The sequence below is a fragment of the Paenibacillus sp. HB172176 genome (genome assembly GCF_011947265.1).
In the GTDB taxonomy this organism is placed as follows: domain Bacteria; phylum Bacillota; class Bacilli; order Paenibacillales; family Paenibacillaceae; genus Pristimantibacillus.
Map to the genome: position 1 here is coordinate 1 of NZ_JAATHD010000018.1, position 21,747 is coordinate 21,747.

The window sequence follows — 21,747 nt, forward strand, 5'->3', positions numbered from 1 at the left end:
AGTCTTGACGAATTTGAGAACATGGAAACCACATGCCATGCAATAGCAGTTATTTTCATACATTGGGGTGACGGAGCGGCGTCATGAATGTTTTATCGCCAAATAAATTTACAGTTTAGTAGACTGGAGAGGGTGCCGCAAGTCGAGAAAATCGACTTGCAGCGCTTGAAGTCCGCGGTTACGGGGCCGCAAGTCGAGAAAATCGACTTACAGCGCTTGAAGTCCGCGATTACGGGGCCGCAAGTCGAGAAAATCGACTTGCAGCGCCTGAAGTCCGCGGTTACGGGGCCGCAAGTCGAGAAAATCGACTTGCAGTGCTTGAAGTCCGCGGTTACGGGGCCGCAAGTCGAGAAAATCGACTTGCAGCGCCTGAAGTCCGCGATTACGGGGCCGCAAGTCCGCAGAGTGGATCTCCGTCGTCCGATCATGGTCGAGTCGACCAGGAAAGCAGACAACTCCACACCGACATTTTATAAATTCTGACTATGAGAAAACTGTCGCATTTAACAACGACGCCAGCTTCCAGCGCTGCGCTTCTACCTACGCTTGACTCAACGATTCTTCGCGTCGTTCATCTTCAACCGAATCAACGACCGTGCAGCCAAAGCATCCGCCGACAGATGCAGAGTCAGCCGGTACAGCGTCTTCGTATGCCAAGCGCTCTGCATGGCATTCTCTTCGTCGGTAAGCTCGCGCGGCTCGATGGAAGGCTGCCAAAGACTGTTGTCGAATGACATCTCTACGCGTCTGCCCCCGCCGACATCCCATACAAAGCTCTCTACGCCGACAAGCGGCTTGCTTGGCGTGATGAAGTGGAGCGTCACAGCCCCGCTCCGCTCCGCAAGCTCGAAGAGATCCTCGAGCTGAATCTCGGCAAACTCTCCTCGAACGAGGCGAATCGAGCGCTTCCAATGCCGAACACCCGCTTCCTCCGGATACGCCTGCATAAGCTCCATCTCGAGCTCCGATGAAGCGCCGTCCTGGCGATACACCGTATTCGTCGCGCGAAAATCGGCGCCGTCCCTTTGCATGAACCCGTTGATGGCAGGCGTATTATGCCAAGCGGACTGCATCGTCCAGATCGTATAACGTTCGCTGCTGAACGTCTTCGCGTTGTAGCCGGGAGCTCCAGGATCAATGAGAATCGGCTTGCCCTCTGCGAACACGATGAGATTGCCGACATCATTGTGATTGTGGCTCTCGTCATTATGCCCGCCCTTGGCAGCAACATAGAGTCCGCGCCCCGACTCTTCCAACTCTCTTGAGGTCATAACCTCGATGTCGCCAAGCCAGCTGTCGCGAACATAAGGCGAGACGGAAGGAGCCTCCATCATCCCTCCATATTCAAATATGCCTTGCAGCACGCGGAACGGACTAAGGAAATGCGTCATTGTCGAAGGCGGACCCGCATGGCGGGCTCCCAGCGAGCCCAGCGCCATCAGCCGATCGTCGCCAATTCGCCGGCCATACGCATAGACGGTGCCGAGCGGCAGGTTCGCACGCGCCCTGCCATCGGCGAAATTGACGACATAATCATGGTGAATAGCCACGCGATAGACGAAACGACCCATCTCCGCTATTTTCGATTCATGATAAACATCAAGCTCGCCTCCCGAGGCCAGATACAGCAACTCGAGCGCATCGAACAACGAACCTCCTGCCCGCCCCCAGTATGCCGGTCCTTCGTCACAGCCCCCATCTTCCCCGTAACTCTCCAGGAAGCGGTCCATGCTGCGAATGATTTTCGCGACTCCCAGTTCCCTTCGCCCTTCATCCTGCTCCTCGAGCAGGAACACGGCCAGGCAATTGGAATTACACCAGACGTTCCAGTTGTTCACCCTCGCTTGCGGATTCCGGAAGCCCATCCAGAAGAAATCGTCATGCTCCAGATAGACATCCGTTATTCTTCGCTTCAGCTCGCGTCTTACCCGCCGCGCAATCTCCGGCGTATACGCGTCCAGCTTCTCCTCCAGCAAATAAAGCGCCCAGGCCAGCATCGCCCCCGTCTCCGAGGCGAAGAGATCGATATACGGAGCATCGACATCCGGCAGCTTCAGAGTCGGATTCGCATGATCATTATGAGCCGGAACGCCCCAGAACGACTCCTCGCAGATCGCCCACATCAGATCGATGATCGCCTCGACGAATCGCCCGTCATTCTCCATACATTCCGCAATCAGGAAGCGTCCAAGCGCATTCCTCCGTTCAAAATGCAGCTTCTCGTAGCGCGAGCGGTTGCCGTCTCGCTTGAAATCCAGAAACCGAATAGCGGGAGAGACGGGCCACTCTCGCCCGAGCCAGGCTTCCGCTTCGCAAGTCCAGTACGCGCGAAGCTCAGCCGGACAGTCTTCCCACGCCTGACGATCGCTGGCTCTCGGGAATGGCCGAAATCCCTCTCTCGATTGCAACGAATTCCTCAGCTTCTCTTGCGTAAAGATCTCCTGAAGCATACTCCCGCTTCCTTTCTCTATGACAGAATCGAGCTTTATTCCAATCACTCCGCTCCATGCAGCCTCTGGCAGCCTGGAGACAAGCGCCCTTGTCTGGCTGACGCCAGCTATCCCTTCACCGATCCAAGCAAAGCTCCCTTGGCAAAATACTTCTGAAGGAACGGATAAATGACGATAATCGGAATCATCGCAAGTAAAATCGCCGCATTTTTCAAGTTCGGCCCGAATTGCGCCAAATCGCCGGGATCTACGTTCGCATCGCTCGGAATCTGCGAGGAGCTTGCGATCATCTGCCGCAAGAGCGGCTGCAACGGCCATAGATGTGTGTCATTCAAGTAGATCACGGAGGCGAAATAATCATTCCAGTACTGCACAACGAAGAACAGCGAAAACGTCGCAATAATCGGCATGGACAGCGGAATGACGATTTGCAGCAGGATGCGGTACTCGCCCGCTCCATCGATTCTTGCCGCTTCGTCGATGCTTTCGGGCAAGCTTTGGAAGAAGGCTCGCATGACAAACACCGTGAAGGCATTCGTAGCCGCAGGCAGCACAATCGCCCAATAGGTATTCACCAGATGCAGATTCTTAATGATGAGATAGCTTGGAATCAGACCGCCTTGGAACATCAACGTGAACAGCACCATTAATTGAATGAAGCGCCGCCCCGGCAAGTACCTCTTCGAGAGCGCATAGGCAAGCGAAATCGAAATGACAAGATTGATCATCGTTCCAAGCGCGGTAATAATAAACGAATTTTTGAAGGAACGAATGAAATCCTTCGCGCCAAGCAGATAAGAATAGGCGTCGAAGCTCCACTCCTTCGGCCACAAGTAGAATTGTCCGCCCAGCGATTCGGATGCCGGGCTGAACGAAACGACGATGACGTAGAAGAAGGGCACAATGACAAGCAAATTGAGTATAATCAACATCAGGATGATACATCCGTCGAACCAGGTTGCACGTGCTTTCATATCGTAACCCCCACTTAAAAGATTCCTTCTTCGCCCAGCCACTTGGCGGCGTAATTGGCGAACAGGACCAGAATCAGGCTTGCCAGGGATTTGAATACGCCCACCGTTATGGCAAAGCTGTAATTGAGCTTCTGAATGCCGACCTGATACACATACAGATCGAATACGCTGGATGCGTCATGATTCAAGTTGTTGTACATCAGAAACACTTGCTGAAAGTTCGCATCCAGCGAATTGCCGAGACGAAGCAGCAGCAGGATCACGATCGTGCTCTTCAGAGCGGGAAGCGTGACATGCCATATATTCTGGAATCGACTCGCGCCATCAACCTTGGCCGCCTCATACAGCTCCGGATTAATGCCCGCAAGCGCGGCCAGGAAAATAATCGTTCCCCACCCGGCATCCTTCCAAACGGCCTGAAATGTAACCAATGGACGGAACCAGTCGTTGCTCGTCATGAAATAGATCGTATCCCCGAACCAGCCTTCCAGCGCATGATTAAATACGCCCGTTGCGCCGAAGAAAGAAATCGTCATCCCGTAGATGACAACCCAGGACAGGAAATGGGGCATATACACAACCGTCTGTGTAAAGCGAACAAACAGCTTGAGCCGCAATTCGCTAAGCATGATGGCAAGAATAATCGTTAACGGGAAGAAGACGAACATATTATAGAAGCTGAGAAGCAGCGTATTTTTCAACAGTAAAAAGAAATTGTCATTACTGAAAAACTTGGCGTAGTTGTCGAAACCGACCCAATCGCTATCCCAAAAGCCCTTGAACGGACTGTAATTCTGAAAGCTGAGAATCAGTCCCCACATCGGAGCGTAATGAAAAACAAGAAAATAAACGACACCCGGAACGGCCAGCAAATAAATCGGCCAATGCTGCGAAAATCGTCGAAACAGCAAGCTTCCCGTCATGCGGCGGCACTCCCCTTTCCCCATCCGCGAAAAGCAGGAATATGCCATCCCTGCCCTTCGCCGGTTTCCTCTTATCTTTTAAGCTTCCTCTGTTTGTTAACCTTTCTCCTACTCACGGTCCGCGCTGTATTGCTCCATGTACTCATCCTTGATTTTCTGACCAATGCCTTGCTGCCAGCTTGCGATAGCTTTTTCCACAACAGACCAGTCTCCCTCGCCCATCACGTATTGCAGAGCGGCCGTGCTGATCTTCTGATTCGCGTCCGGATTGTCCGCGAGCGTCTGCGAGGTATAGAGGAGGAACGGATCCTCGACGCCATGCTTCATTCCTTCATCGAGCACCGCCATTTGCTGCTCCTTCAATGCCTTATCTTGCGAGCTCGCATAGCTGTAAGGGTTGTAGCGATTCTCGAGCAGCCATACCGAACCGCCTTCGTCGGTCTTTAATTGCTTCTGCTCATCGGTCGCGACCACCAGCCCATTCTCGTCGAAGCCGGAGGAATGTACGCCGATAACGCCGGTCTTGGACAAATCGTTGCCGTCTTCGGATGCGGAATAATCGAGGAAATCAACAATTTTCTGCACCTTGTCTTCAGGAACCGAAGTCGGAATCGCCCAAATGCCGAAATAGCCCGCTCCCATAACCGTGCCCGACTGACCGTCCGGTCCCATCAGATTTGGAATAATCGCAATTTCCGCATTCGGTACGGACTCCTTCAGCTTCGTCGGATCCAGATCGCCGACATTGCCCATGAAGGCGCCGACCGTTCCCGCCCACCATTTGTCGCGAACCTGCTGCTGCGCTTTCAATACCGGCGCATCCTTGTCAATAAGACCCTTGGACCAGGCATCCTTGAACCAATCCAGCGTCGCCTTGAACTCCGGCGTTTCCATCATCGAGACGGCCTTGCCGTCCTCCACCTTCCAATGATAAGGAGCACCGCTCGCGAACAGGAAGGAATCCATGCTTCCGAGAGGTCCTACACTCGTCGAGGTATCCGTAATCGCGTAATTGCCGAATGGAATCGTCGTCCCGTTGCCCGCAGGATCCTTCTCCTTGAACACCTCAAGCACATGCGTCAATTCCTCCAAGGTCTGAGGAACCTCAAGCCCGTACTCGTCCAGCCAATCCTTGCGAAGGAGAATATTTGATTCGCCGCTGCCATACAAGGAACGCGGACGAGGCACGCCGTAGATTTTGCCGTCTACCTTGATGTTGTCCCAAATTTTCGGATCCATGAAGTTCAAATTCTCTTCGCCTTCGAGATATGGCGTCAGGTCGTAGAAAGCACCTTGATTCGCCAGGTTGATAAAGGCGTCGTTGCGGCCGTCGATCATGAGCAACGCGTCATACTTGTCGCCCGAGGCAAGCGCGACAGACAGCTTGTCCTTATATACGTCGGAAGGAATAATATCGAGATCCAGCTTCACATTGCCTCGCTTCTCGACCTCGCTCTTCATTTGATTCGTGCTGCCCGTATCCGCCGGCACTTTGCCGTAAGTGATTACCGTTGCCTTGATCGTAGTCGGGCCTGCGTCTGCTTCCGAGTTCGATCCAGCGTTGTTGGTATTGCCGTTGTTGCTGGAGCAGGCTGCCAGGAGCATGGTCATCGTCAAGCCAACCGTCATCACGGCATGCATTCTTCTAATCTTCATTTGTCTATCCCCTCTTCTTGTTCGTATTCAGCGTTCCCTGCCTTGCTAATCGTCATTATACAGACGCAGAATCGTCATTCACATGGCTGGACCGAAGCAGAGTGTACCCATTTTTCATATGCTGTCTTGTTGCCGTTTCCTCTCGAACCCCCTTCGGCTATACTTGCAAGAGAGAGGCGGTATATTATACCGTCTTTCCTTCCACACTATGTCAATTGAACCCAAGCCGGAGGCTGCGCCATGTTCGCCGAATTTATGTCCTTTCTGAAGAAAAGCTTCTATCTGCGGCTGATTGCGTTGATGCTGGCCTTGTCCATCATTCCGCTCATCGCGCTGTCGCGCGTTTCCGTCTCGGTATCCAACAAAACGGTTGAGAAGCAGGTGAATCAGCTTAATACGCAGCTTGTTCATCATATTTCGTCCCAAATCGAGGAAAATATGCTGCGCATTCAACAAATCAGCCTGGAATATGCCAGCTTTCCATCCGTGCTCAACGCGCTCAAGCCATACGCCTCTTACTTCAGTGAAGTGTTGATGAAACGCGATTTGCTTACCACCTTGAATACCGCCGCTGTCGTTAACGGAACCTTGAAGGAGATGCAGCTCTATACCAAAGCGACGGAGGAGATTCTCTCCTCCAAGAGCGTGCCTGTCCAATATGCCGCTTCCCTGCAAAAGCCGCTCATCGATTATTTCCTGGCTTCAGGGAAGACGAGCCTGTTTCTCGACAAGGATGCAGCTCTCGACTCGGAGCTGCTGCTGGACACCACATACTATTTGATTCGGATTCCTTATGATTCAAGTGTGGCTCCCAAAGGCGTGCTCATGATATCCATGGACAATTCCTTCTTTCTGCGCATGATTTCGGGCATTGATCTTGGCTCCGAAGGGTCAATCTCGCTCGTTACTCCGGAAGCGAATGTTGTCGCCTCGACAAGCCGCTTGTCTCTTGACGAGAACCGGGAGCGCATTCATCAAATCGCGGAGGAATGGAGGTCTCGCGGCAAACCCGATCAATTCACGCTCGATAACGCGATTATATCGATTCACGAATCCGATACGTACGATCGATGGATTCTGCTTTCGCAAATTCCGCTGGAGCAATTAACGGAGAGCACTTCCGTCATTAACAGCACGGTTTCCTATTTCCTGTTCATTCTGATTGGAGCAGGCATTATTCTTGTTATTCTGCTCGGCTATTATATGTACCGCCCGCTCCAGGCCGTGAAGCGTCAGATGAAAGCGATCATGAAGGGCGAATTCGATGCCCGCTATCCGTATTATACCGAGAATGAAATCGGCGAGCTGGGGTTCATGCTGAATGTGATGGGCAGCCGGCTTCATCGATCGATGGATGAATTGAAGGAAGGCGAGCAGTTGAAGCGCAAGCTGGAAATCCGGGCTCTGCAATCGCAGATCAACCCGCATTTCATGTACAATACGGTCAATACGATTCGTATGTTCGCCTTCCTGAAGGATTATGACAAGATTAACAAGATCATGGGCAGCTTTCTGGCATTGCTGCGATATTCCATGGAAAACGCAGATCAATATGTGACGCTCGATGAAGAAATTCGCTATACAGGCGATTACTTGAGTCTGCTGGAGCTTCGTTACGAATGCCGCTTCCACCTGGACGCAGACATAAGTCCCGAGCTTCGGAATTGGCAAATTCCGAAGCTGATTCTGCAGCCGCTGGTTGAGAATGCCGTCTTCCATGGCATAATCCCCGCCAAGTCCTCTGCAGGAACCATAGCCATTCGAGCCAAGAGGCTGACAGAGAGCAATCAAGTGCTTCTGGAAATTGCCGACAACGGCAAAGGTCTCGAGGAGCAGGCGCTGCTTCAACTGCAAATGAAGCTTTCCCGGCATGAGATTCGAGAGAATATTGGACTGATGAACACTGTCATCCGTATGCAACTGGCATTCGGCTCCGACATCGCTTGCTCGATTGACAGCAAGCCGGGTCAAGGCCTGTCCGTGCAATTCCTGCTGCCTGCCCACAAGATCCTGCTGAAGGAGGAACACCATGAACCCTTATAGCGTCCTGCTCGTCGAGGACGAGCTGCCCGCAAGAACCGTATTCCGCATGATGATTCAGGAACGTTCGGATTTGTTCGCGATTGTGGCCGAGGCCTCCGACGGCGAGGAAGGCTTGCGCCAATTCCGCGAGCATTCGCCGCAGCTCATCGTGACGGATATTACAATGCCGGGAATGGGGGGACTTGACATGATTCGCGAGCTCAAGAGAGAAACGGGAGGTTTGCCTCTCACCCTTATTCTGAGCTGCCATCAGGATTTCGGCTTCGCGCAGCAGGCCATTCATGTCGGAGCCTCCGCCTACCTTGTCAAGGATGATTGCCTGACGGATCCCAAGCTGTTAGTCGAAACCATGTCCGCTCTGATCAAGGATCAGTCCCGTGTGCAAGCCAATCATCAGCATCAAATGCAGCTCGAACAGACGCTTCGCTCGAATCAAATCGAGGTCGACCGCAATCGGTTTCTCGACATGCTCCGCGGCCAGGAACGGGCTTGGCTGAAATCGCTGGCGGAATCTGATTTCCCGCTGGAGCAGCCTGGCGTATCCGCGTTGTTAATCGAGCTTGATTTGAAATCGTTGCGTTTCTCCATGGAGCAATCCGAAGAGCTTAAGCTATGGCAATTCGCCGGCATTAATGTACTGAACGAGCTGCTGGGACAAATCGGCCCGCACAAGGCCATCCTTCATGACAAGGCCCGATTTATCGCCTTGGTCGCGTCCTCTCTTGATTTGAGCCGGCTGCCGGAGCAAATCATCGATGCTTTCAATACGTATTTGAAAATGAACGGACATGTCGTGCTGACCCACAGTCACAGCCCTATTGCTTCTATCATCCCGGCGCTGAGGCAAATGTCCGGGAGCTCCTTCCCGTTCTTCTACCTGACATCTCGTCAGGTTCCGCTCTCCTGCTGGGAGCAGGAGAATCCTTTTCAGCCAATGCCGGCCGAGGATAACCGCCATTGGCTGCAGGAGCTGAAGCAGATCTTCATCGAGCAGCATCGCTCGCCCGATATGCTGGAGGAGCTGAAATGGCGTTTCCACAAGGAATCCGCCAGATGCAACTGGCAGCCGGATGAGATTAAATCGCTCTACTTGAAAACCTTCCTTAATGTGCTTCAGCTTCGCGATAATAACGAGGAATTAAACAAACTTGAAGCTGCGCTGCGAAATGAGCTGAATGCCTGCCAAACCTTCTTCGCCGTTCATGAATCGACGCTTGCCTATTTCCAGCGCTCGCTCGCGGGCGGACAAGGCGCCTTGAAGGATATCAGCGCTTCGATTGCCAGAATTATCGCGACGATACACGAGGACATTAGCTATCCGTACAAACTCGAAGAGGTTGCCGCTTCCTTTAATTACAGCGTGCCCTATTTCAGCGCCAGCTTTAAGCGGGAAACAGGAGAAGGCTTCCTGCACTACATTACTCAGTTGCGCATTGAGAAGGCTAAGCTGCTGCTGCTCACCACTTCGCTCAAAACCTATGAAATCGCCGCGGAAATCGGCTTGCCGAATTATCGGCATTTCAATCGGGTGTTCAAGAAAATGACCGGCATGTCGCCTTCCGAATTCGCCGCGCGCAACAAGACGGCAGAGCTGTAATGAAACGTAAGGATGACCGCTGGTTGAATTGCCTCTTCCGCTCCATTACACTGTATCTATATGCCCGCTGCCCTTTCTCAGGTTTCAGCGGGAAGCATGAGGAGGAGTGAAGGCATTGTTCTTGCATTTTATTGTAGAGCACGAGCACAAAGAAGCTTTCCTGGAGCTGGCGCATCGAATCGCAAAGTCCGACGGCTTCGTTAATTTGAATGAATTAACGTATATCCGAGGCTGGATGCTCGAGTTGGGCCTGGAAAGTTGGGAATCCACAAAGAGCGCGAGCCTTACCACATCCGATTTGATTGGCAATCTTCAGGACGAAAGACTAAAGCGTATCTTCTTGGCCGAGATGCTCTTGCTAATCTTTGCGGACGGCAGCTACACGGATGAGGAGAAGCAGATTGCAGAGCATATGCGAGAATTATTCGGCTGCTCCCTCGAAACCTTCGAGAAGCTCAAAGCCTGGGTTGAAGAGATGAACCGGCTCAAGGTTAACGGCATGCAGCTGATTTTGGAAGGATAACGACATAATTCAACACAAAAATAGCTAACGACTTGAGTTCACGTCGTTAGCTATTCGTATGATTAACGGTAATAAGAGTAGTGCATTACCGGGAATTTAATCGATGCGCAGCCGGTTTGTCGCGCCCATCGTCCCGGAGAAAGTCCGCTCCGCGCTTCCTGATGGCTGCTCTCTGCCATCCTCGCTTCTGCCCTTCTGCTCCATCAGTTCATGGAACCAAGCCTCGTCCTTCGTTGCCAGCGCAAGATCGATCATTCCGTCAAGCTCATCAGCGGAAAATTCCGACATATCGGGAAGCTTCCTTACCTTCGCCGATCTGGCTTTCACCGACTGTCCTACAATATCCTCTCGATCGCTTTGCGTCACCCACACCTTCATCATGTTGTCCGCGTCGATCGCTTCTACAAAACCGATAAACCGCTCATCCAACGGGGAGGTTCCGCTGATCCAATCCCCCATTTGAATGATTCCCAGGCTCGATACAGTCATAACCATTCCCTCCTTCATTCACTTAAAGCCGCTTGTTAGACTGTCATTGCTGGTTGCTTCTGCTCTTGCGGCTTTGTCATACTGTAATTATAGTGGTTACAGTTATAGATGTCAACTATTCCATATTTACTTTATTAATGTAAGTGGAATGAGCGTTGTATTTGTTATCCTGCGCGTTGACCCTTATTCCCTATAAGACACCGTCGTGAACATCCCCCCTGTCGGCTTCGTGAAGTTGTTCGAGCTGTGATGAGGCATATGGCAGTGAAAGGGCCACACGCCTGGGTTATTGGCAAGAAAAGCAATATCATGAGTCACTCCACTCGGAACAGCGAGCGTATTGCGAGTCTCTCTTCCAGGAAGCGGTATCGCGTTTCCGTCTGAGGCTATCACAACGAATTGATGACCGTGCAAATGCATGGGATGGGCGCTCATGCCGATATTCCCTATTCGAATTCGCACAAGCTCGCCCCTCTTCACCGGCAGAGCCGAGGTATGCGGATAGCAGCGGCCGTTCATGGCGAAGAAATTAAATCCATCCGCCAACGGATTAAGGGAATATACGCCTTCCTTAAGCACGCCCTTCTTCAAACCATCCAAGTGAAACTCCTGAAGCATCAGGAAATAATCTCTCTGAAAAAGGCTCTCTCCGGGATCTTCGATAATAAAAGCTCCGCTCATGCCCATTAATTGTTGAATGACCGTATCGTAGTTGGTATGGTACATATGCGTGCCAGGAGGGTTCGTAATGCGGAAGGAATAATCGAAAAAATGATCGGGGTCTATTCGCGGCGAAGGCTCAACGTCGGGCACTCCGTCCATAGCATTAGGCACATCGAGCCCATGCCAATGCACAGTGGTCGGCTCCGGCAAGCGATTAACGACCCTAATCGTCACCCAGTCTCCGTGATTCACCCGAATCGTCGGACCCGGAGTCGAACCATTATAGCCCCATGCTTTCATGATGATGCCCGGCAGCAGCTCGCGCTCTACAGGCTCGGCGATCAGCTCGAAAAACTTGCGGCCTTGAATAACCGTATAAGGCAAATCCGGCACATCTGGCGTCACAACCATCCATCATCCCTCCCGAAATATCTTAACTTCTATTAGTGTATGGGCGAGCGAAAAATTTATATTGAACAATGTTGCGGTATTCGCTATAATCCATGCAAAAAAGCAACCTGCTCGCACTCGCGATCGGCGGCGTTATCGCTTTGCTTTTCCTAACCATGATTCTGACCAGATTGATTCACCATGCTCCGCTGCCGGCAGGACTTACGCCTTCCATGATATTTTGATCGCGCCGTTCGAGGTTGGCTTTCTCGGTTATACGAACGTCCTGCAGCGCATGGATTCCTTCGCATCTCTCCTGTTCTACTTTGGCTTATTCTTGTTTATTGTCCTGTTCTTTAAAGTTTTCAAGGAGTCCGTTCCGTTCAGCCCCTCCTGGTGGGCGGTAAGCTTTCCGATCGCGGCCTTAAGCAATGCGGCTTTGGAATATGCGATATTCGTTCATTCCTGGCTGTTAATCGCGATTTCCGCCGTCATTCTTGCTTTTCTAAGCGTTGTTTTGATTATTCTCTTTATCCGAACGATGTATATTCTGTGGAATGGGAAGCTGCTTCAAGGTGCGGCTTGAGCGGGAGCGGAGGCAACCAGACGAGGTTTAAGGAGCGATTGCTGTTATGAATAGAGGAAACCTTGGCGGAGGAGAATAACAAGATGAAGGAATCGATTCTTTTAAAAATAACGAAAAACAAAAATAGGACTGCCTTGTTTCATTTCACCAGAATGCGAAACCTGCCCTCCATCGCCCACAGCGATGCATTGTTTTCCTGCCATGCGGTTGATCCCGAGTTATCGGCTGAAAGACGAACTTCGAGCAGGGAAATTCAATTTCGCGGAAAAGCCTTTACAGCGAATGCTCATCTGCGAATTGCGGATCAAGTGATGGACCCCGGAACCACGCAGCAACAATTTCGACAGTATCTGGACAAGCATGTCTTTTTCTGGCCTACGAGAAGCGATTGTCTGAAGATGCTGACAACCTATTCAAGAAGAGAACCGCAAGAAGCCTTCGCCATTCTTCAATTGGATGCGTACTCGTTAATCCGCGACTTCTACGATTCCGTCAAATTAACGAAATACGATTCGGGCAGCTCCCCGCGCTACCCGAATCGTTGTTCGTACAGAAAAAGCCTTCGTATGTTTTTGGGGATCGACCAGTTTGAAGCGATCAGAGAACATGATATGCCGTCAAAGCCTTCCGATATTCGCGAGGTTCTTGTGGAAGATCGGGTGACGGATCTGACCCATTATTTGCAAGCTATCTATTGCAATGCGATTCCTGACATTCCTGAGCGATGGCAGAGATATAGGCGCCCCCTCGACAATTTCTGACCGTTAAGAGGCTTCTACCCAGATTGTTTTCGAATAAGACGCTGCCTCTATCTCATTATTGCTGCTGTCGGTCAAAATCACGCTCGGCAATGCTACATTCGCAAATCCGGTCGTCTCCTTCGCTTCGAAATGGAGCTGCAGCAGCTCATCTCCTCCGGCTATTGCAGCCGAAATAGCAAGCGTTGCGAAGCCCGGCGTGTCATCATCCCATACGACAACAGCCGCTCCATCCACCAGCGAGGTCGCGCCGGTAAATTCGAGACTGTCGCTGTCGTAGCTCAAATGAAGAGCAAAATCATAGGCGCTGCTCGCCAATTGATCCAGACGCACATTCAGCGTCAATGGATCGCCGGAGCTGACTGTATTCGGCCCGAGCAGACTTGCTTCAGGCTGATTCGTCTCCCGTACCCGAATGCCGTCCGATTTGCCTCCTTGCGCCACGATGCCCATATAACCCGGCGCTATGGGATCAACCGTGTCGATGAAATCAAACACTTTATTCCCATCCACATAACAGAATACCCGCACGCCGCCTTCCACATCTATGGCCCCGACATCAAGCTTCGCGCTTATGTCGCTGTGCAGCAACGTATTCGGATAGCTGTTCAAATAAGCCTGCGCGCCGTTTATCCGCTTCTGCAGCTCCCAGCTGTTCAGCTTGAACACGATGAAGTAGGAGGTGTCGCCGCTGCCAAGCACGGGCAACGTCGCATTCTGCGAACGGAGAACGATTCCCGGCCACTCCGCATCATTGACATAGTGGTAGAGCAGGTCCATAGAGAACACCTTGTCGCCGATAATCTCATTGTATTTGGATATAGTCCCGGTGAATAACGAATATCCATCGTCGTCACTGAGGGGTGACGACCAATGATGTAGATGTGCTGTGGAATCGCACTCGTCGCCATTCCAAGTAAGGTGAGGCGCCCGACGTAATCCTTGTCAGAGAACAGCTTCGTTTCTCGAAAATGATCGAGAAAGCTCGAACAAAGACAGGACCCCACATAATTCGAGAAATAAACAAGCGGACACAGGAGACTCTGATATGAACGAAACCTGTCAAGCGCCTGTGTTACTCCTACGTTTTGGACGCACTTGAATAAGGGTCTGTCTGGTCCTTTTCTAGACAGACTCAAACTGGCTAAATTTAAAGGGTATTCTTGTTTAAGGAATCACAGCCGTAACTGGTTTGTTACAAAACATACTTTTTTGATTCATACTTTATGTTTTGTCTAAGGACGATCATTCCAAGGCTCGGAGGCAAAAACAATAACGCCGGTTGGCATTCTGATATTCGTGGGTTCACACATAGTCTACATACGTCTGAAGAGCTTACCGCTAACTATTTTCGATTGTCAGACCGAAAGGCCTGTTTCAAGCGTCTCACGCGGATCTCTCTCCACCTTGCACATTTTTGCCCCCGAGGCATGGAACGATCACGGTCCCTCATCTCCCCCTTTCTCTTCCCTTTCAACCCAGTCTTGTTCTTGTCTTTACACAGCTTTCTTCTGTTGAAGCCGCTCCACTTCCTTCGCAATCGACCACACAAAACCGGCGAGTTCTCTCGCAAGGGCAGCTGCGAGGGTCCCCTTGTGCTTTCCTTTACGCAACAGGTTTCTGTATTTCCGATGCAGGCGATGCTGCGCATTCCATGCAATAGACTGAATTTCGGACGGCAAACCGGTAACCCTCTCTCTCATTTTTCGCTTTACCGCCGGACTGTAGCGATAACTCCAAGCCGATTCCACCAACACTCTGCGTAGATGAGCATTGCCCGCTTTTGTCAGTCGACCTTGCCAACGACTCTCACCACTTGATCGCTCACTGGGAACGAGACCGCAGTAACTCATGAACGCTGATGCACTTGGAAAGCGTGAGATGGTACAGATTTCTGACGCTAGTGTGGCAGCCGTCAGCACAGCGACACCGCGCAAAGCCTGAAAAGCTTGGATATGCGGAGCTTGTTCCCCCATTTCTGCTTGGCTTTCGATCTCTTTTTCGTAACGCCTGATGCGTTCTTTTGTCTCCCGTATGCTCTCTCGATACTCCTGAAACGCAAAACGTTGGCCTTCTTCCGCAAACTGAAGCGTATCCAGCCACTCTTCAAACTTATGCGTCCAAGGGGAGGCAGCGCTAGGAGCAGAAAGTTGGTTCCTTAATAGAAACTTGCCCAGACGCTGCTTGTGCCGATTTAAATCTTCCTTGGCATCCTCTCTTGCACGTACGAGGTCTCGCAATGCTTCGTCCTGAGTCGTCGGAATGTAAATCGCGGTTAATTCCCCTGCACGAAACAGTTGGGCCAGTCGGAGCGCATCCCTTTTGTCCGTTTTTATCCGATCCCCCGCACGTTTAGGGATGAGGGAAGGGGCGATTACGGTACAGGAAACATTCATCTCTAACAGCCAGCGATAGAGGACGTAGCCCGTTGGACCTGCTTCATAACACACTTCCAATGTAACGTCCGATGTAGAGCGTACTTGCCCAACCCACTTTCGAACGGCTTCTTTGGTGTGGGGAATGCTTCCCCAGTAGCGAGGATCCTGTTTGCCTTCTTCAGCAATTGCAATTGCGATTTTTTGCTTGGATACGTCTAATCCGATGTACTTTGTGGCAAGACTCATAGTAGAAACCGACTCCTTTGCTTTGTAGCTCTGATTTGAATTTTTGGATGTTCACACACTCCATTATTTCCAAATTAACCTACGTAGAAGCAATGCCGCTGTCGGTTTCGTTCATTATAACTATTAGCGATAAATGCGAAGTTTGCTCAATTTGGCGGACACAGGTGACGCTATTTCCTCAAAAAATCAAAAAAATAGCTGTTTTCTCGCAAATAAGTGCATCTCTGTCCGCGAAATCTGAAAAACAGCTCCATTTGCCGAAATAGCGAATCTACGGTCCGCTGCGATCGTGTGCAGCCGCAAGCTCAACGAATAACGGTATCCGGAGAAATATACTTTCCACTATTTCGAAGGAAAGAGGATCCTTGCTCCGCAAGGACCCTCCTATTGCCATCTTCGTTAATCGAGATCAGGTGTCTCCAGCGTCATGCTGCCCGATCTGGCATACAAGCCAAAGTAACCCGGATCGTCGATCCGCTCGGCTGCCGTATCGAGGAAGTAGAATACATTCTCGCCATCGATATTCAGAATGAGTCGAACTCCTCCTGCCTCATTGACTGCGCCTACCTGAACCTGGTGGGACTCGTAGGGCGGTATGAAATTGTTCGGAATCGCAGGTCCGCCAATGCTCGTATAGCCTGCGATGTCGCCAAAGATAACCGTTCGATCGCCGCCGTTGAACCTGTGCAGCTCGATCACATCGCTCTTGAAGCAAATGAGATAGAGATCATTGGTCGCAGAGGTGAATGACTCATCCGGCTGCTGACTGCGCAATACGAGCGAAGGCCAGCCGCCGTCCGCATTATTTTGCAGATCCAGTGTCAGCAGCTCATCCTCGAAGGTCTCCCCTTGATAGGTCGCGAAACCGCTCGGCGTGACAATCGTCAGGCTGTCTGTGTCCGAGGTCACGAGATTGCTGCCGGTCGCAGACACATACCAGTTAGCAGGATCATTAATGACATCTTCAAGTGAGTAGGCGTCATACGCCAGACCCGCAGGATCTCCGAAGTGGATGACTTTCACTTCAATCGTCCTGTTACGCACTGCGCCATCTGCCGTCAGTGTAACCTCGACATCCGACAAGCCGATCGCATCCGCAGTCATCAGACCCGACGAATCAACATTCACGGCTGTCGTATTGCTGCTCGCAAAAGACAATCCTGTGAACTCCATCGTCTGACCATACAGCGACTTCGCTTCGACCACCAGTTGCCTCTCCTCGCCGCGTAGGATTTCGTATTCATCATCTATGAACGATTTCGCCTTGTTAATGACATAGTAGACTTCGATTCGACCGAACTCATCGTCCACATAGACGGGAATCGATCGTTCCCACTGCATCTCGCCTGCCCGTACATGCACGACGATATGAGTTGCGCCAGGGCCGTTCGCTTCCACGTATCCACTGGCATCGACCTCTGCAACCGCCTCGTCTTCGCTGGTATAATAGATCGTTGCGCCCGCGAGGCTGACCGGTACGTCTTTGCCCGTCGTCGCCGTCACGGCAAGCTGATACCCGCTTGACGATTCCAGCTCCAGCTTCTCCGGCAGCACGATGCGTTCCGGCGTATCATCGGCGAGATCGCTATAGGCAGGCTCGAGTCCCGCATTCGCGATAATCGTCAGCGCTGCTGCCGGCCACATCGCATCGGGATACACTTGCGTGTTCACCTCATAGACAGACTCGCCCACTGTCTTGACCAGCGACGTTGTCGTATAGTTCGTATCCAGCAGAATGTCATGACTGGTGAGCGTGCCGTTAATGAAGCCCCAGGTCGCCGGGAAAATCTCGTCCCATACCGGCGTCTCGGTCGTATCGATGACATTGTTCTTCGTCTTCCAGAACGTCGAGCCCTCGTCATGATAGATGACGCCGTAACGATTCATCTGGTTGCGCAGATAGTTTTCCGTAATCTCATTCTTGTTCTCCACCGTGCCACCCGTGCCGCCGAGCGTATAGATCGCGCCGCCATCATAGATTTGCTCACCGAGCAGATCATGAATGAAGTTGGCGTGAATCTTCGCGTTGCGCAGCGCCGAGCTCGTCACATGCGCCAGTCCGTAGCCAATCGTGATGCCATCGTAAGGAATGTTGAAGATTTCATTATGACTGATATCCGCATCCACGACGAAGCCAAGCCCGATAGCTGCGGACGAACGATAGTCGATCCCTACATCATGGATATAGTTGTTCTCGATATCGACATTCTTGAGCAGCTTCCGAGGATCGGAGGGGTTCGAGATCTCGTTGTCAAGCTTGGTTGTCTCGCCTACATTAATCGCTCCCCCGGACAAATCGAAGAAGCGATTGCCGCGAATCAGACTCTCTTGCACGCCGTTCACCATTTTGATGGCCATGATGCCTATCTTCGAGAATTCATTGCGCTCGAACACAATATGAGCGGCCTTCTCTACAGTCACCGCTCCGATCGGCAGCTTGTCCACCCCGTAACGGAGCAAATTATTCTGAGCGTCTGCATGACCCAGATCGCTGCTCGGACGCAGCCAGGTCGTATAAGAGAAGGTCAATCCCTCGAAGTGAATGCCGTCCACCGGCGTATCGAGCGTCGTTCCTTCGATACGAACCAGTTCCTCGACGACCGGCGCGACCACAGTAGCCGTGCTCATCGTCTCTCCAGGCCTCGGCTTATAATAGAAGGTGTCGGTCGTCCGGTCGAGATACCACTCTCCCGGCTCATCCAATAGCTCGTATGCATTCTCCACATACCAGGGATTAACCACCGACGGCCTTTGCGTGACATAATCCCAGCCCGGCTGCTTCATCGTAATGACTGCCTTGCCGCTATCCAGCGAGACGGTGTCGATGCCTATGCGCGGATTAGTCCACTGCGCCTTGTAGACAAACTCCACATCGCTAATGTTATTCCAGCTAGCCAGTTCGGTATTGTCGGAGGTGTAGCCAGCCGTTGTCCTCAGCGGATTCGTCAATCCGCCCTCGCTTCGGGCTCTCACGGCGCGGATGCCGTTCACGTAGAGCTGACGGGTCTCAATATCCCCTCCAGCGGACGCCTTGTAGATGTTCGCTCCCGCATCAAACAACGTCCAGCCTGTAATAGGCCTGCCTCCTTCAATCACCGGCTTCTCGTCGTCATACGCCCGATAGATGACCCAGTACCCGTTGCTTCCGGAATCCCGTTCATCCATAAGCAGCGTCGACGTTTGATTATAATCGCCTTCACGCAGATAGACGACGATATCGCCCGTCATATCCGCATTGATGGAACGTATCGTATCTCTGGCCTTCTGCACGGTCTGGAACGGGAGCGACTCGGTGCCCGGGTTGTCATCGCTGCCGGCAGGCGATACATAATAAGTCGCCTGTACCGAGCGGTTCACCACAGTCACCGTACTGGTTGCCGTATAGCTGCCCGTCGTCGCGGTCGCCGTAATCAGAGCAGAGCCTGCGCCAACCGCTGTCACCCGGCCTTCGTCGTTCACCGTGGCCACCGCCGTATTGCTGCTGCTCCACGTTACCTCCTTATGACTCGCATCTGCAGGCAGTACCGACGCCGACAGAAGACGGTCCGAACCAAGCGGCAAGCTCACCGCCGGGGCATCCACCGCCACGCCTGTCGGAGCGCGATCGACCACTTCAATCAGCAGACTGTCCGTCAGCTCGCCGTCCACTGTCGTGCCCGTAAGCGTGGCGTAGCCTTCGGCAATGCCCGAAGCATTGCCGAGCTCGTCGACGACGAGCACGTCCGTATCGCTGCTGCTCCACTGAACGGCATTGAAGGTCGGCTCGGCAGGTGCGAAGTCGGGCTTCAGCGCAACGGAATTGTTCAAGGTCAAGGTCGCAGGTACAGCGCCTGACAGTTCGAAGCCCGTAACGGCCTGGTAGCTGTAATAGTGAAGCTCGTCGAAATAAGCGGTGCCGACATCCTGTCCATATATGCCGAACTGAACTTTGCTGATCTCGTCCGCCGATGCGAGCATATTCGATCCGAGGCGCTTCGGCACACCGTCGATATAGAGATCATAGGTGTCGGTATCCCCATTGAAAGCGAGATCGAATTGATACCGGCGATTGATCTCATACGGCTGAATCTCCTCCCAAGAGCCGCCATTCATCACCATGATTTTGCCATTGCTGTGGAAATCCACATAGAGGAGCGCATTGCCTGCGCTGTTGCGCGCAACCGCCGCATAGACAACCGCATCGGTCTGCTTGACCATCGCCTGGAAGGATACCTTCATCTTCGTATGGCCCGCAGGCAGAGACTTCGAAACGAGATAGCTGCTTGAAGTCGGCTCCGATTTCTCGATTTTCAGGCTTCGTCCCGATGTGTAGGGATTATCCGCTACAACTGTGGATACGCCCGCCGCGCTCGGAATGCTGAGCGAGCTTGGCTGCGTGCCCGGAGCGTAAGCATCGAATCGCTCCTGGAACAGATCGCCGCCCGTCTTCACAGTTACCTCTATGCTATCCGTGTAGTTGCCGTCATCGCTTACGACGGATATGGTGCTCACGCCAGCCTGCAGCGCTGTCAATGTAGCCAGACCGGTGCTCCCATTCGGCACAACCGATACGATCGACGGCTCGCTGGACTGCCAGTCCACCTCCTTGTTCGTCGCGTAGAACGGATCAAGCAATGCCTCCACTTCCAGCGTTTCCCCTGTATACAGAAGGGTATCCCCCTGACTAAGCGAGATGCCGTTCACAGCTACAGGCGGTCCGGCAGGAACCGTTACCGTACATTGTTCCGTCGCGCCGCCGAGCGAAGTGGCTGTAATGACCGCCGTCCCCTCTCCCCATGCTGTGACCGCTCCGCTCGCGTCCACCCGCACAACGTCGTTATCGCTTGACGACCACGTCACTCCCTGCAGCTCGCTCCATGCCGGCAGGACGGCTGCGCCAAGCTCCTCGCTGTCGCCAGGCGCAAGTGTCATCGACACCGTATCCAGCTCTACTTGATGGGTGTAAATATTAAAGTCGTCGAAGTAGGCTGTCCCCAGCGTCGTACGGTATACTTGGAAGTCTGTCTTCTTTAAGTTAGCCGCATCGACATTCTTGAAGTCAATCGGCCCGACCTTCTTCACGCCGTTGATCCAAAGGCTGTACTGGCGATTATCGGTGTCGATCACCGCCATAATATCGTACCAGGTATCAGCGGCATATGACTGCATATTAATGGTGCCGCTGCTCAGCTGTGTACGGATGCTGCCATCCGACTGAAACACAACCGTCGCCAGCTCCTTGTTATCCGAAGATCTCAGCTGCATACCGATAATAGTGGCGTTCGTCTGAGCGGCCATAATCCTCGTTCGTACGACATACTGCCCCTCCAGCGCCGTGCCCAGCATATGCCGGGCATACAGACCCGTTGAGGTGTCTGTTGCTGTACGCTCAATCTTCAAGCTCTTGTTTGCTGCGTCAGGCACCTCCGCCACGGCAACGGTTCCGTTGTTCTCTGAGTAGAACCACTCTCCTCCCGCCGGCTTGGAGCCCGTCGTTGTGCTATCGAATTCCTCCGCGGCCAGATCGCCTGAATCCCCCCATGGCGCGTCCGCATATGCCGGTGTTCCTGTGGTCATTAACGTGCTGACAATCAAAGTGAACACGACCAGAATCGACAACCATCGTTTTCCTCTGCTTCTCAATACAATGCACCAACCTTTCCCTTTATCCATTTTTGCTGCTGCTGACTGTTCGGCACAAGCCGTTCTAGCCTCCTTCCCGAATCGAATGATCCGCCTCGCTTAAAGCGCTTGATCATTCACTTCCACGTCATCAAAACCTCTTTAAAGCGCTTTCATATAACCTGGTGCTTTCTCAACCTTGCCAGGCGCTCTCATTATACCTCCGCCGGCATCCTCGAAACACTTCAATTACGTCCAAACGCTCTGCAAATCCGGCTCCATGATTCTTTTTAGCCGTTATTGCAGTGTTTCGGGCAATATTGAACCTGCTCCGCCAAAAATGATGAACCTAACCTGACCGGCGCGAAATGATCATGATCGGCACTTTCTATTGGGTTTCCATGGAAGATACATTCTTACGAATATTCATAACGCAGCATTTAACGTTATCAAGATTCGTTAAAAATCCT

15 protein-coding genes are annotated in these 21,747 nt (G+C 52.2%); 6 read left to right on the forward strand and 9 right to left on the reverse strand.

What is annotated here, in order from left to right; genetic code table 11:
* The first annotated feature begins 132 nt into the window (after nt 1-132).
* Nucleotides 133-483, forward strand: coding sequence for a hypothetical protein (locus HFP08_RS20245; protein ID WP_168122431.1), 351 nt, complete (start codon nt 133-135; stop codon nt 481-483).
* A 68-nt stretch (nt 484-551) separates the two neighbouring features.
* On the opposite strand, the gene HFP08_RS20250 is transcribed toward HFP08_RS20245, so the two are convergent.
* The 4 genes from HFP08_RS20250 to HFP08_RS20265 form a co-directional block, all read right to left on the reverse strand.
* Nucleotides 552-2,450: a heparinase II/III domain-containing protein gene (locus HFP08_RS20250; protein ID WP_168122432.1), complete on the reverse strand. Its 1,899-nt coding sequence runs from the start codon at nt 2,448-2,450 to the stop codon at nt 552-554.
* Between the two features lie 107 nt (nt 2,451-2,557).
* Nucleotides 2,558-3,424: a carbohydrate ABC transporter permease gene (locus tag HFP08_RS20255; RefSeq protein ID WP_168122433.1), complete on the reverse strand. Its 867-nt coding sequence runs from the start codon at nt 3,422-3,424 to the stop codon at nt 2,558-2,560.
* Between the two features lie 14 nt (nt 3,425-3,438).
* Nucleotides 3,439-4,347: an ABC transporter permease gene (locus HFP08_RS20260; protein WP_168122434.1), complete on the reverse strand. Its 909-nt coding sequence runs from the start codon at nt 4,345-4,347 to the stop codon at nt 3,439-3,441.
* A gap of 108 nt (nt 4,348-4,455) precedes the next feature.
* On the reverse strand, nt 4,456-6,003 hold the full coding sequence (locus HFP08_RS20265) for an extracellular solute-binding protein (RefSeq protein ID WP_168122435.1): 1,548 nt from the start codon (nt 6,001-6,003) through the stop codon (nt 4,456-4,458).
* Nucleotides 6,004-6,243: 240 nt separating this feature from the next.
* On the opposite strand from HFP08_RS20265, the gene HFP08_RS20270 reads away from it, so the two are divergent.
* The 3 genes from HFP08_RS20270 to HFP08_RS20280 all read left to right on the forward strand — a co-directional run bounded on the left by HFP08_RS20270 (nt 6,244) and on the right by HFP08_RS20280 (nt 10,166).
* Nucleotides 6,244-8,046, forward strand: coding sequence for a cache domain-containing sensor histidine kinase (locus HFP08_RS20270; protein WP_168122436.1), 1,803 nt, complete (start codon nt 6,244-6,246; stop codon nt 8,044-8,046).
* Complete coding sequence (locus HFP08_RS20275; protein WP_168122437.1) at nt 8,033-9,643, forward strand: response regulator transcription factor; 1,611 nt, start codon at nt 8,033-8,035, stop codon at nt 9,641-9,643. Before HFP08_RS20270 ends, HFP08_RS20275 begins: the two co-directional genes overlap by 14 nt.
* A 106-nt stretch (nt 9,644-9,749) precedes the next feature.
* Nucleotides 9,750-10,166, forward strand: coding sequence for a TerB family tellurite resistance protein (locus HFP08_RS20280; RefSeq protein WP_206109295.1), 417 nt, complete (start codon nt 9,750-9,752; stop codon nt 10,164-10,166).
* A 96-nt stretch (nt 10,167-10,262) separates the two neighbouring features.
* Here the strand turns inward: HFP08_RS20280 and HFP08_RS20285 are convergent, their stop codons facing one another.
* Both HFP08_RS20285 and HFP08_RS20290 read right to left on the reverse strand, forming a co-directional pair.
* On the reverse strand, nt 10,263-10,655 hold the full coding sequence (locus HFP08_RS20285; protein ID WP_168122439.1) for an IDEAL domain-containing protein: 393 nt from the start codon (nt 10,653-10,655) through the stop codon (nt 10,263-10,265).
* A gap of 183 nt (nt 10,656-10,838) precedes the next feature.
* The gene (locus HFP08_RS20290; protein ID WP_168122440.1) at nt 10,839-11,729 is read right to left on the reverse strand and encodes a multicopper oxidase family protein; all 891 of its coding nucleotides are present in this window, start codon (nt 11,727-11,729) and stop codon (nt 10,839-10,841) included.
* 61 nt (nt 11,730-11,790) lie between these two features.
* On the opposite strand from HFP08_RS20290, the gene HFP08_RS20295 reads away from it, so the two are divergent.
* Together HFP08_RS20295 and HFP08_RS20300 are read left to right on the forward strand one after the other, a co-directional pair.
* Nucleotides 11,791-12,294, forward strand: coding sequence for an SLAC1 family transporter (locus HFP08_RS20295; RefSeq protein ID WP_206109296.1), 504 nt, complete (start codon nt 11,791-11,793; stop codon nt 12,292-12,294).
* A gap of 83 nt (nt 12,295-12,377) precedes the next feature.
* Nucleotides 12,378-13,055 (forward strand): DUF7002 family protein, encoded by a 678-nt coding sequence (locus HFP08_RS20300; protein WP_168122441.1) that lies wholly within the window; start codon nt 12,378-12,380, stop codon nt 13,053-13,055.
* Between the two features lie 3 nt (nt 13,056-13,058).
* Here HFP08_RS20300 and HFP08_RS20305 read toward each other — a convergent pair whose 3' ends face one another.
* The 3 genes from HFP08_RS20305 to HFP08_RS20315 all read right to left on the reverse strand — a co-directional run bounded on the left by HFP08_RS20305 (nt 13,059) and on the right by HFP08_RS20315 (nt 21,328).
* The gene (locus HFP08_RS20305; protein ID WP_168122442.1) at nt 13,059-13,832 is read right to left on the reverse strand and encodes a cohesin domain-containing protein; all 774 of its coding nucleotides are present in this window, start codon (nt 13,830-13,832) and stop codon (nt 13,059-13,061) included.
* 716 nt (nt 13,833-14,548) lie between these two features.
* Complete coding sequence (locus tag HFP08_RS20310; protein ID WP_168122443.1) at nt 14,549-15,676, reverse strand: IS110 family RNA-guided transposase; 1,128 nt, start codon at nt 15,674-15,676, stop codon at nt 14,549-14,551.
* Nucleotides 15,677-16,075: 399 nt separating this feature from the next.
* Complete coding sequence (locus tag HFP08_RS20315; protein ID WP_168122444.1) at nt 16,076-21,328, reverse strand: Ig-like domain-containing protein; 5,253 nt, start codon at nt 21,326-21,328, stop codon at nt 16,076-16,078.
* Nucleotides 21,329-21,747 lie beyond the last annotated feature (419 nt).